This window comes from Hymenobacter seoulensis (assembly GCF_054780535.1).
Genome location: NZ_BAAGWD010000001.1, coordinates 489076 through 501892, shown reverse-complemented (window position 1 = coordinate 501892; position 12817 = coordinate 489076). Strand labels below are relative to the sequence as shown.

At 56.4% G+C, this 12817-nt stretch carries 8 protein-coding genes; 1 reads left to right on the top strand and 7 read right to left on the bottom strand.

The annotated features are described in order from the left end of the window. Positions 1-62: 62 nt before the first annotated feature. From ACYVHC_RS02230 to ACYVHC_RS02210, 5 genes are all read right to left on the bottom strand, one after another. Positions 63-1775, bottom strand: coding sequence for an ArnT family glycosyltransferase (locus tag ACYVHC_RS02230; RefSeq protein WP_460612028.1), 1713 nt, complete (start codon positions 1773-1775; stop codon positions 63-65). A 42-nt stretch (positions 1776-1817) separates the two neighbouring features. Further along, positions 1818-2855: a UbiA prenyltransferase family protein gene (locus ACYVHC_RS02225; protein ID WP_460612027.1), complete on the bottom strand. Its 1038-nt coding sequence runs from the start codon at positions 2853-2855 to the stop codon at positions 1818-1820. After that, on the bottom strand, positions 2830-3555 hold the full coding sequence (locus tag ACYVHC_RS02220; RefSeq protein WP_460612026.1) for an HAD family hydrolase: 726 nt from the start codon (positions 3553-3555) through the stop codon (positions 2830-2832). Before ACYVHC_RS02220 ends, ACYVHC_RS02225 begins: the two co-directional genes overlap by 26 nt. A 476-nt stretch (positions 3556-4031) precedes the next feature. Next, positions 4032-6497: a TonB-dependent receptor domain-containing protein gene (locus tag ACYVHC_RS02215; protein ID WP_460612025.1), complete on the bottom strand. Its 2466-nt coding sequence runs from the start codon at positions 6495-6497 to the stop codon at positions 4032-4034. A 213-nt stretch (positions 6498-6710) separates the two neighbouring features. Continuing rightward, positions 6711-7139: a MarR family winged helix-turn-helix transcriptional regulator gene (locus ACYVHC_RS02210; protein WP_460612024.1), complete on the bottom strand. Its 429-nt coding sequence runs from the start codon at positions 7137-7139 to the stop codon at positions 6711-6713. A 249-nt stretch (positions 7140-7388) separates the two neighbouring features. Between ACYVHC_RS02210 and rffA the strand changes: the two genes are divergently transcribed. Then, on the top strand, positions 7389-8525 hold the full coding sequence (gene rffA / locus ACYVHC_RS02205; RefSeq protein ID WP_460612023.1) for a dTDP-4-amino-4,6-dideoxygalactose transaminase: 1137 nt from the start codon (positions 7389-7391) through the stop codon (positions 8523-8525). An 82-nt stretch (positions 8526-8607) separates the two neighbouring features. On the opposite strand, the gene ACYVHC_RS02200 is transcribed toward rffA, so the two are convergent. Together ACYVHC_RS02200 and ACYVHC_RS02195 are read right to left on the bottom strand one after the other, a co-directional pair. Continuing rightward, positions 8608-11058: an outer membrane beta-barrel protein gene (locus ACYVHC_RS02200; RefSeq protein WP_460612022.1), complete on the bottom strand. Its 2451-nt coding sequence runs from the start codon at positions 11056-11058 to the stop codon at positions 8608-8610. Positions 11059-11486: 428 nt separating this feature from the next. Then, complete coding sequence (locus ACYVHC_RS02195) at positions 11487-12743, bottom strand: pyridoxal phosphate-dependent aminotransferase (protein ID WP_460612021.1); 1257 nt, start codon at positions 12741-12743, stop codon at positions 11487-11489. Positions 12744-12817: the final 74 nt, after the last annotated feature.

Sequence of the window (12817 nt, the reverse complement as noted above, 5' to 3'; positions counted from 1 at the left end):
CCTTATCAACAAAAAAGGGCACTCCTTGGAGTGCCCTTTTTTGTAGCCATAGCCTGTGGTTGCTACTTATTTAGCTCATACAACACCACGGTATGCGGATGGGTATTGTATGGCTTTTCATATAGCTCATCTACCTGGCGGCCCATTTGGCTGAAGATATTCTGCACCTCCGTGGTAGGCGAGAAGTAGTTGGTGTGGTACCACACGGGCAGATGCACGTACTCGCCAATGGCGTTGCGGTTCAGGTAATCGAACACAAACCAGACTCGATTCTTGCCTTTGAACTGCTGCAGCTCCGGTTGCAGGTTGCGCAAGAATTCTTCGGGGCTGTTAGAAATAGCTTTCGGGTTGCTGCCTTGCACAGCCGTGAACTTGAGTTTATACGCGTCTTTGTAGTACTCATAGGCGTGGCTCATATTCCAGAAGATGTACACGGCATCGCCCGGCCGATAGTGCTCATTGATGTAGAGCAGCGGCTCGCGGTTGTTTTCCCGATTTACAAACAAATCGGGGTTAGCCAGCTGGCGCCCGGTGTTAATGCACAAGGGCAGAAACAGCAGCCCCACCAGAACATAAAACAGGAGCTTTTGGCGCGTAAACAGCTCCCGGAGCGCATCAATGCCAAACCCAATAAACAACAGCAGTACCGGGACCAGAAACAGTACAAACCGATTATGAAACGGGTACAGCCGTAACCCCGAGGCTAGCAGCGCAAACAAAATGGGCAGCAACAGGCAGAAGAAGAGAGTCCGCTTCTGGCGGAACATTACCGCCATACCGCCGAGAATCAAACCGACGGGTAGCCAGCCCATCTTAAAGAGGTAGCGCCAGCTGCTAGCCTTCCACTCCTCTAGGCCGCCGTCCAGGTTCAGGAGCAGGCCCAGTGGGTGCACCAGCAGCGTATAAGGCTTTTGGAAATACCACTTCACGTCAGCCAGAGAGCTAGGGGGCAGCGGCATGAAGCCGTCGTATATCTTATCAAAGAAATCGATCAGCCAGCCTGATTGCGGATACTTGCCGATGAACAACACGTACTGCACCCCAAAGCTGATCAGCCAGAGCGTGAACGGAATCAGGTAGCGGAAAAACTTTTTCCACTGGGCTGTGAGTACCCAATGCGCCGACATAGCAATGGCGATGCTGGCAAATACGAAGATGGCCGAAAACGAAAACCACAACGCCACGGCCCCAAGCACGCCCCAGGTCAGGAGCGCGGCGGTGGACATGTCCTTATGGTACCGGACATACCACCACAACGCCAGCGCAGCTACAAACAGCTCGGTGCTATACTGTTTGGCTTCTACGGAGTGGTAGATGCAAGGAGAAGAAAGGGCCAGGATGCCCACGGCTGCCAGCGCGCCCCACTTTTTTAGGAAGTGCTGCGCAACACTGGCAAAAACAAACAACGTACCCAGGCCACACAGCAGCGGAAACAGCCGCAATGACATTTCCTGCTTGCCAAAAAGCAGCACACACAGGCGCGTCATCCAGAGGTAGCCGATGGGGGCCTTCTGCTCGTAGTCGAAGGGTTGGGTGGCCAGCGCCCAGAACCCCATTTTAATGGTGTTAACGTTTAGATAGAGCTCGTCAATAAAGAAGGAACGGTTGTTAAAGAAGTGGAACAGCCGGATGCCCACGCCTAGCGCCAGCAGGATGCCCATTAGTAGGCGGGCGTAGTCTGTCTGGTCGCGGCTTTTGCTGTCTGCCGTGGCTGGGGCCTCGGCGCGCCAGGTGGGCATGGTGGAAGTGGTATAAAGCTTAAACAGGGCCTGCATAAAACGGGGCTACAAGGTTGGGGCTACGAGTACTAGGGCAGGCTAGTCGTTCAACCGGAAGTGGTCGTGCAGGAAGTTGTGCAGCCAGGGAATATCAATGAACATTAGGGCCGTGAGCAGCAGGCAGAAGAGCACCACGTACAGCATAAACCACTTGCGGGTATACAGCTTTTCGGAGCCTTGTACCGGCGAGTCTTTCAGCAGCCCAATGCGCAGGTACCACGAAAACAGCAGGGCAAAGAAAGGAAAGCTGATGAGCAGCTCAACCCGGTTCTTGATCAGGAAGATACCCAGAAAGAATGCCGACGTAATGGCATAAAAGAACATGGAAATAAGCAGGCTGTGCTCGGTGTAAAACTTAAACGAGCGACGATACAGGCCCGCTAGCTCCGGATTATCAATCAACCGGTACTCAGCAAAACGCTTGGTAGCCATCAGGTAAGCGCCACCCATCCAGTACGCAATGATGATGCTGGTGGGCGGGAAGCTGTTGAAGAGCTGCACCACATCAAAGTTGGCAAAAGCCAGCGCCGGCGCCACCGTAAACCATCCCAGCGCAAACCGGATGGGGTTGTTCACCGATTCTGACAGCACATCAATATAGGGCCGCTCCTTGGTGCGGAAAGGCCGCACATTGTACATCAGGCCCATAAACAGCAAAAACGCGGACACCAGCAGAAACTGCATGCTGATGGCGTAGGCCAGCGTAAGCCCAACAACAGCCAGCAAAAACCACTCAGTGTATACCAGCGTTGGGCTTACTACCCGCACCACTGAGGTGCGTTTTTTCTTGAGCGGATGAAACTTGTCGAACTCCGCGTCGAGGTACTCATTGATGACGTAGTTGGCCGAGGCTACCAGGCAGGTGCTCACTACGCCCAGCATCATATTCAACACCAGCGAGCCAGTGAGTGGCGTGCCATACACTACCAGGGCAAACAGCATGCCCGGCCCCATAAACACATTTTTCGCCCAGTTATCGGGGCGCGCAATGGCTATGTAATCCTTTAGGGTAGCGGGCAGCAGTACCTGAGCGTGGTCCTGGTTTTCGGGCTCAAGCAGAATGGAGGTCTGATTCATATGCTACGGAGTGATGGTTGCTGGTAAGATGATGGAGTAGGGTATGATAAAAGGTAAAGTCGGCGAGCGGTTGCTTATCCACGATGAGATAGGGCATGCCGGCTGCTTCGGCACAGGCACCGTCCAGCTCCGGCCGGTCCCCGATGAACAGGCATTGTTCGGGAGCCAGGCCAAGCTGTTGGGTAATATGGAGCAGCCCTGCGGGGTGAGGTTTCAGCCGGTTAATGGCCGCGTCCGTGGAGCTGATGACTACATCAGCCTGTAGGCCAAGAGCCGCGAGCTTATCCTGGGCCGGATAATCGGAGTAAATGGCAATGGTAATTCCGCGGGCCCGCAGCGCGTCAAAAAACTCCTGCACGCCAGGGAAACGGCACACCTTCAGATACGGGGTCGGGTTTTGAAACATCCAGCGGTTTATCACCTCCCGTACCCTAGTGACAGGATAGCGGCCTGCTTGCGCAACCCACCCATACTGGTCCGATTCAAGGTTTTCGCCAGCATAGCCCGCATGTTTTTCCCGCTCCTTCCGAAAGCGACTCAGAATCAGCAGATCTTGAAATTTCCAGGGCCGGCGGCTGTAGTGTGCCAGCAGCGCCCGTAGCATTCGCTTGCGCAGTTTGCCCTGCGCATACAGTGTCCCATCAACGTCAAAGATGACGCATGAAAGACTATTCCATTGAATGTGCACAGGTTGATTCATATCGATAATATTAAATTTAATGATCTGAGAATGCAAATAAAACTTTTGTTAATCTGGTCGTCAACTCCTGGGTTTATCCAGATAATTAGAGTTAATTATCTGTTAATCAGTTATTTAATAACATACAATTTATTATAAAATATATTATATAAACACGGTGTGTTATCGATATGTTTAAAGGCAAGCTCCGCTGTAAGAGGTACATACGAAGCCCATAAGCCTGCGAAGCTCCTCAGGTAGATCAACTCAACCTCAGCTGTAGCCATAGGGGCAAGGCCCAAAAGCCCGCACGGCTGCTGGCTTGAAATAGGCTTTTGGGATTAGCCTCAGGCAGCTAGTAAAGCAGCAGTTGGAGCCATTACGCTCAGTCCAACTCCTGGTTCGCTGAAGTACTAGGCATGGTTCAGGCGCAAACCAAAGGCCCGGTTTCTTCTGAGAAGAAACCGGGCCTTTGGTTTACCGGAGGGGCTAGGCGGTTATTGTCCGCCGGCGCGGCGCTTTTCCTCTTCGGCACCGCCAGTACGGCGGCGGGCTGCTGCTACTTTCTCATTGCCGAAGCGGTAGGAGAAGGAAAGAGTAGCCTGCCGGGAATCCTGGCGCTGGTAGAAGCGCTCCACGTAGGTGGCATAGGAGGAAGTAGCGCGCACGGGGCTGGTGAAAAATAGGTCGCCGACGCTAAACTTCAGGTTGGCTTTCTTATCCCAGAGGCTTTTTTGAACGCCGGCAGTTATTTCTGCATTTGGGCGCACATCTAGGAAGCCATATTGCTCGCGCGCCTGGTAATTGCCATTGAGCTCCGCGCTCCAGCCTTTGCCCAGCACAAAGTTGTGGTTGCTGGTGAGCGTAAACGTAACCCGACCGGCATTTAGGTTGGTACCCGCCAAGTTGCCCTTAAACCGGCTGTAGTAAAACACGCCGTTGTTATATATGCTCCACCACTTGGCTACTTCCACGGGGGCCGTGAGGGTGAGGGCGTAGTAGAGTTGCTTGTCTAGGTTCTGGGTGGTGGAAATAACCTGGGTGCTGTTGGCCGACTCTGGCTGGACAGTGCCAATGAGTGGGTTATCGGTTATGCTGTAAGTGAGGCCTAGGGTGTATTTCTGCTTAAAGGTGTGGTTGAGCTCTATATTATAGCTTGTTTGAGGCAGCAGATAGGGGTTGCCTACGCCGGCCGTATTGGCATCAATAATAACCCGGAACGGATTGAGCTGCCCATACGAAGGGCGGTCGATGCGGCGGCTCAGGGAAAGCGACGTTTCGTGCTTGTCGTTAAGGGTGCGCTTGAGGGCGGCACTCGGGAACAACTGGCCGTAGCGGCGCGCAATGGCGGGCAGGTTGCCGGCTTCTTGCTTTAGTAGGGCGTTGGTTTGCTCGGCGCGCAGGCCGGCCTGCAGCGTGAGCTTGGGCAGCGAGTAGTTGAAGTTGAAGTAGCCGGCCAGAATCCGTTCATCATACCGAAAATGGTTGGTGCGGCCCAGGTCTACGTTGCCTTCGCCATCCGTGAAAACCACGTTGTTATCAGAGTTGACTTTGCTGATTTTGCTGCCGGCTTCCAAACGGAGCTGTTTGGAAAGCGGCTGTACGTAGTCTGCCTTCGCCGATTGGATTACCAGGCGCCCGTCCTGGTCGCCCAGAATTTGGTCGGTGGGCAGGTTGTCGCGGAAGGTAGTGAGCTGCTGAAACCGATTGGTGGTATAGGTGGCGTAATCGGCGTCGGCGGTAAGCTCCCGGTTGCCCAGGCTATCCTTGAATGTATGCTTGAAATTTAGGTTAGCCGCCGTATTGGGGCTTTTGCCGATGCGCCGGTTGGTAGAGTTAAAGGCATCCGTGAGCGTGCGGTCCTGGTCGAAGATGCGCACGTCATTGGTGCCGTTCTGCTCTACACGGTTCGCAAGTCCGCTCACCATGCCCCCAACTACCGTGTTTTTGCCCAAGTTGTAGTCGAGGCCGGCCTTCCAGCTTTGGGAGCGAAAATGCACCGGGCTCCGGTTTTCTTGCTGCGTGATGCGGTAGGGCAGCGCATTGGGGTTGTCACGCTCGCCTTCCCGGTAAAAATTGCGGTCAATGGTAAGTTTGGCAATGCCTTCGCGGTTGGAGTAATTATAGGAGCCAAACAGGTTCAGGCCCTTGCGGCGGTGGTTTAGCGACAGGCCGGAGGTGTACTTATTGTACTGGCTGCGGCCGTAGCTGCCGTTCACGGTGCCATTGGTGCCTAGCCGCTGGTCTTTTTTGAGGTTAATGCTGATAATACCCGCACTGCCGGCGGCCTCATACTTTGCCGGCGGGTTGGTAATCAGCTCAATGTTCTTGACTTGGTCGGCGGGCAAGGCGCGCAGGTAGTCGGCCAGTTCCTGGCCGGTCATGGGCATGCGGCGGCCATCAATGAGCACCATCACGCCCTGGCGGCCCCGCAACCCCAGGTTATCGTTGTTATCGACGGTGACATTGGGAGAGCGGCGCAGTACATCTAGGGCCGTATTGCCGGCGGCCAGCGTGCTGCCTTCTACATTCACAATGGTGCGGTCGGCTTCCCGCTCAAAGGTGGGGCGCTGGCCCGTAACCGTCACTTCCTTTAGGGCAGTGGCCGTACTAGGCTGTAAGGTTAGGCTAAGGGCTCCCACACTGCCGCCCCCGGAAACCTCCAACGGCCCGGCCCAGGCCCGCACAAACCCCACCTGCGACGCCGAAATGAGGTAGCGCCCGGCCGCTGGCAGATCGAATTGAAAGGTGCCTTTCTCGGTACTAAACTCCGTTTTAACCACGGCCGAATCGGCGGCGCGGTGCAGCACAACCGTTGCAAATTCCACGGGGCTACCACTGGCCGCCCGTATCTGGCCGGTTAGGCCTTGTGCGGCTGCCTTACGGCTGCCACCTAGCTGCAGCAACACTACCAGCAAAAGCAGGAGCAACCTATGCTGCTGCCCACGGAGTAACGTTTCCATGTGTCTCTAATAGAATAAGGTGAGAAAGAGGGGAAGGGAAGTCGGGCTACCGTTGCTTGAGAGGGTAGCGCGTGGTACTAGGGAAGGCGGCCGGCCTAAGCGTATTCTCTTGTACGAACTATTTCGTAGTAAACATACGAAATAGTTCGTATATCAAAACAATAGCATCTTGTTTTCTGAATTTTTACTGATTCGGAAACAGGGAAGGAGCTCTTACGAGGCGGTGCAGTTACCGGAAATCTGCTCCAGCAGGTAGCGCAAAGTGTTTAAGTCGTTTTCGCTGAGGCCTTGCAACGCAACGGCCCGGTTATGCAGTACCACCGGCTCCACCGCTTCTAGGGTGCGGTGTCCGGCTTCAGAAACCCGCAACTGGGTGCGGCGCCCATCGTGGGGGAGAGGCTCGGAGGTAAGCAAGCCACGCTCTAGTAGCAGGCGTATCATGCGGGCTACGGAAGCTTGGTCTTTGAAAACACGCTCGGCAATATCAGTTTGGGTTAGGTCATCGGTTTCCTGAATTACCCGCAATACCAGCCACTGGTCAATGGTAATAGCAAGGCCGGCTTTATCAAGGTTGGTTTGGGCCATGCGCCGGTACTGGCGAATGGCTTTATCCAGGGAATAGAAGATGATACTGGAAAGCATGAGTAGTTGTATGATATATCATATAGATGTATGATGTATCATAAACGTTGCCTGGATAGTCATCTTTTTTCTGAAATCTTAACTCACCATAGTTTTTTGGCTCAATCGGCCCTGAGGTGTTAGGTTTGTGCTGGTTCAGCACGGCAGGCACCTCCCAAGAGGATAGGGCGGTTGCCGGCTCCCGAAGGGCTAGTAAAATACCGTTGGGGCTGCGCAATTTCCTTCCTCTCGCACGACTGCGGAAAGCTTATGCACTACACTATTCCCTTCAATAAACCGTATTTCTCTGGTAACGAAACGCGTTATATAGAGGAAGCGGTGCGGTCGGGCAAGATTTCCGGCGACGGAATGTTCACGAAGCGGGTACACACCTTCTTTGAGCAGCAGCTGGGTTTTGAGAAAGTGCTGCTGACCACTTCCTGCACCGATGCTCTGGAAATGGCCGCGCTGCTGCTCAACATCCAGCCCGGCGACGAGGTGATTATGCCGTCGTACACGTTTGTGAGCACTGCCAATGCCTTTGTGCTGCGCGGCGCACGCATTGTATTTGCCGACAGCACTTCCCACAGCCCGCACCTAGATGTGGCTGCGCTGGAAAGCCTGGTTACGCCGCACACCCGCGCTATTGTGCCGGTGCACTACGCCGGCCTGGCATGCGACATGGATGCTATTCAAACGGTAGCTGACGCACACGGCCTGGTGGTGGTAGAAGATGCGGCGCAGGCCATTGCCGGTTTTTACAAGGGTAGGGCCTTGGGCAGCCTGGGGGCCCTAGCAGCCTTCTCCTTTCACGAAACCAAGAACATCATTTCGGGAGAAGGCGGTATGCTGGCCGTTAATGATGCGCAGTACTCGCGCCAGGCCGAAATCATACGGGAGAAAGGCACCAACCGGTCGTCGTTTTTCCGGGGGGAGGTAGCCAAGTACAATTGGGTAGCAGCGGGCTCCAGCTTCCTGCCTTCCGATATACTGGCCGCCTACCTCTGGGCGCAGCTAGAAAACCTGGATGATATTCAGCAGCGCCGGGTGGCGATCTGGCAGCGCTACTACCAGGCCCTAGCCCCACTCAAGGCGGAAGGCGTGGGCCTTCCCTTTGTGCCCACATACGCTACCAACAACGGGCATATGTTTTACCTGGTGTGCCGCAGCCTACCCGAGCGCTCCGCCCTGATTGAGCACTTGCGCCAGCAGCAAATTCTGGCCGTGTTTCACTATCTGCCGCTGCATAACAGCCCCTTTTACGCCGATAAGCACGATGGCCGACCGCTGCCGTGGGCCGAGCACTACGCCGATTGCTTGGTACGGCTGCCGCTGTATTATGAGCTGGATGAAGCCGCCCAGGATACCGTAATAGCCAGCATCCTGAAATTTTACGCTGCCTACTAGGTGCTACCGCCAGCCCAACCCAACGCGCAGGTAACGCCAGATGCCAGGCCCCAATTCGGCTGCCGAAGACGGTTTAAGTTGGTTATTGACCTAGTAAGGCGCGGCGCTTCTCCTCTTCGGCCGCGGTGGTGCGCTTACGGGCTGCTGTTACTTTCTCATTGCCAAAGCGGTACGAAACCGACGCCGTGACCACCCGCGAGTCCTGGGCCATGCGGAAGGTTTCTTCCAGCACTTGGTAGCGGGAGGTAACGCGCAGGGGAGTAGTATAAAAGATATCGGCGGCGTTCAGGCGGAACGTAGCGGCCCCCCGCGTTTTCTGGATGCCCGCGCCGGCCTGCCCATACGCCCGCAAATCCTGAAAGGCATAGCGCTCCGGAGAGTTGTAGCTGCCACTGACCTCAGCGCTCCAGCCATGCCCCAGTGTAAACGAATTGTTCAGGCTGACAATGGCCCCGGGTCGGCTTTTGGGAGCTGGCGAGCCACCCAATTCGCCCTGAAACTGGATGTAAAACACCTCCGCGTTGGCATACAGCTTCCACCAGGGCTTAGGGGCTAGCGGGGCCGTAAGGGAAAGGGCATAGTATTCCTGGGTCCGCAGGTTCACGTCGGTGGCAGCCACCAAGTTATCGGCATCGAGCAGGTACACACTCACGATGGGGCGGTTGGTGCGCGTATAGCTCAGGGCCGTGCTGAATTTCTGGCGGAAGGTATGCGTCAACTCGGCGTGGGTGTTGGTTTCAGCGTAAAGCGTGGGGTTGCCGGTCCGGTAGGAGGTAGCGTCTACGTACGAGCGAAACGGGTTCAGCTGATTGTACGTCGGGCGGTTGAGGCGCCGGCTCAAAGAAAAGGCCAGATCATGCTGGGGCGTAAGGGGCCGGCGCACACTCAGGTTAGGAAACAGCTGAAAATAGTGACGCTCAAACGATACGTCGCCTATTTCCTGGCGGCCTTTGGCATTGGTTTGCTCGGCGCGCAGGCCTAGCGTAACGGTGAGTTGGGGGCGGCTGCGGCTTATGCTGGCATACGCAGCGTTGATGTTCTCTGTGTAACGAAACCGGTTGGTGAGGCCTGCTACCTGTTCGGTAGTGCCATTATAAGTGCTTTCAAACACCACGTCGTTATCCGAGGATACCTCGCTGGCCTTCAGGCCCGCCTCCAGTCGCAACCCGCCTTGCAGTGGGCGCACGTAGTCGGTTTTGGCGCTCCAAATGGTGAGCGTGCCGTTTTGGTCGCCGGTGAGTAGCAGCGGATTCAGGGCGGGCATCTCAAATCGTGTATCGAGGTGCAGGGTCCGGGTAATACCGTAGCGGGCCACGTCGGCGTCGGCGGTTAGCTCAGCAGTGCCCAAGGAGTCTTTGGGAAACAGATGACGCAGCGTGAGGTTGGCAGCGGCGCTAGGCAACAGCAGGTTACGCTGGTTTATGGAGGTGTAGCGCGCTACCAGCTGGTGCTGGGCATCTAGCACGGTGGCTTCGTTCAGGCCTTCGGAAGGCAGGCGGCTGTCCAGCCCACTCACCATAGCGCCTAGCGTGGTGCGCTCAGAAAGCGAGTAGTCGGCGCCGGCGCGCCACGTATGCGACTGTAGGTGACTTTTGGGGGTGTTGAGCTGGGCGCTGAACTGCTGCGGCAGGTCGTTGAGCAGGTAGGTCCGGCTAAACTCCAGCTCCTGAAAATTTTGCCGATCAGCGTAGGCATACGAGCCGTACATGTTCAGCTTCTTGGTTCGGTGGTTCAGGTTCAGCCCCGTCGTGAACTTGCCGTAGCGGCCCCTACCGTAGGCGGCATTTACGCTGCCATTGGTGCCCAGGCGCTGGTCTTTCTTGAGGTTGATGCTGATGATGCCGGCGCCCCCCTGGGCATCGTACTTGGCCGGCGGGTTAGTAATCAGCTCAATGTTTTTGACTTGCTCAGCCGGCAATGTGCGCAGCAGGTTGGCCAGCTCAGGGCCCGTCATCGGGATGCGTTTGCCATCTAGCAGCACCAACAGTCCCGATTGGCCACGCAGGGCCAAGTTATCGTTGGCATCGAGGGAAACGCCGGGGGCGCGGCCCAGCAAATCCAGCGTAGTGCCGCCCGAGCTCAGGGGGCTGCCTTCTACGTGAACGATGGTGCGGTCGGGGAGGCGTTCGAAGGTGGGGCGCTGGCCCGTTACGGTTACGCCCTGCAATTGAGCGGCCGGGCTAGCTGGTAGCACCAGTTGCAGAGGAGCACCGGGAGCCACAGCTGCTTGCAGCGGGCCAACCCACAGCCGGCTGTAGCCTACTTGCGCCGCCGAAACAAGGTAGCGCCCCGCTAGGGGCGGATTCAGCTGAAACCGGCCTTCTGCATCACTGAACTCCGATTTTACGGCCACAGAATCAGTGGCGCGGTGGAGCGTAAGCGTAGCGTATTGGATGGGCGCGCCCGAAGAGGTACGCACCGTGCCCGACAAGGGTGCCAGCGGCACCTGGGCTAACACAGCCAACGGGGCCGCCAGCAGCCCGACACTGAGAAAGGAAAGCCAACCCGCGGGGCGGGAAGTAGGGAAAAGCATAAGACACGTTCCGTTGGCTGTGGAAAAGCGGAAAGTGCAATAGGAAGCAGGAGCACCGGCCGGTGAGGAAAGCCCAGTTACTACCCCTAATTCGTGTTGAAACCAGGGTAGCTCGGCCGGTAAACAGAACAGTTTGCCCGCTGGTAGTCAGGGTTTGAGCTAGCCTACGGGTGGCGGAAGATAGCAAATAACCACCGATGTAGGCACAACAATACGCACAAGCCCCGCACCTGATGCCAGAAAAGGCCCTTTCCAGCGGAAAAAACTACTTCGACCCGATGAGATGCACGCGTACCATACACTCAGGCAACCGACTCTGCATGGCTGGCTTGGTACCTAGCGCTACTAGGTGCCTATAGAAAGCAAACGGCCCTGCTCTTGCCTTCCGAAAAGACACGAACAGGGCCGAAATTCAGTTGCCGCTGTGGTTACTTCAGCGCATCCAGTGCTGCGCGCAAGCGGGGTAGCGAGGCTTCAATCGACTCGAGGGAAGCACCGCCCACCGACATCCGGAACCACGGCGACGAGCCATCGGTACCAAAGGCGGAGAAGGGCACCAAGGCCAGTTTGGCCTCGCTGATGAGGTAGGAGGTCAGCTCCTGGGTAGTGGTAAGCACCTGGCCGCCGGGCGTGGTTTTGCCCAGCACATCCAGCTTAGCTGTGAGGTAAATGGCACCCATCGGTACCATCGAGTCGACGGGGTAGCCATCGGCTTTCAGGGCCTGGAGGCCCTGGTGCAGCGCCTCCAGGCTGTGCTGTACTTTCTGCTTGAAGTGGCTCAGAAACCCATCTACTTCCTGGGTTTGGGGCAGGTATTTGGCGGTGGCCACCTGCTCGGCTTTGGGCGCCCAAGCCCCTACGTGGCCCAGTATCGCCTTCATTTTGTCAATCACCACGCTAGGCCCGAAGGCGTAGCCGACCCGCACGCCGGTAGCGGCCAGACACTTCGAGATACCATCAATATAAATGGTGTACTCGCGCAGCTCAGGGCGCAGATTTACCGGGTCGTAATGCTCGGTAGCGCCAAAGGTCAGCAGCCAGTAAATCTGGTCGTAAAGCAGGTACAGGGGCTTTTCGCCGGGCTGGCGGCGCTTGTTTTCTGAAAGTACTAGGTCACAGATGGCCTCCAAGTCCTCTTTGCTGAACACCGTGCCCGTGGGGTTTAGCGGCGAGCAGAGGGCTAGTAGCGTAGCGCCTTCCAGGTGTGGCGCCAGTTCGGCGGCCGTGGGCATAAAGTTGTTTTCGGGGCGCGTGGGCACCATCACGGCCTGCGCCGACGAAAGGTGGCAGTAGTGGTTGTTGTTCCAGCTGGGCACCGGAAACACCACTTTGTCGCCGGGGTCCACTACGGCTAGGTAGGTAGCGTAAATCAGGGGGCGCGAGCCACCAGCTACCAAGTAGTCATTGGCCGAGTAGTCGAGGCCTAGGCGGGTTTTAGTGAAGGCAGCGGCTGCTTCGCGCAGTACCGCCATGCCGTTGGCCGGCGGGTAGTTGGTGTGGCCGCTTTCGTAGGCGCGGGTTATTTCCGTTTGGAGCTCAGCCGGAATCGGAAAGATGGCCGGATCAAAGTCGCCGATGGTGAGGTTGCAAATCTGCTCCCCCTTCCGGATCATATCGTTTACTTCGTTGCCGATTTTGATGATTTCGGAGCCAATCAGGCTGCCGGCCATTCGGGAAACTTGCATGGTTGGTGTTGGGTTTGGTCGGCCAAATGTATGAAAGTGAGCGGGGATTGAAGCCACAAAATGCCAGAAGCCCT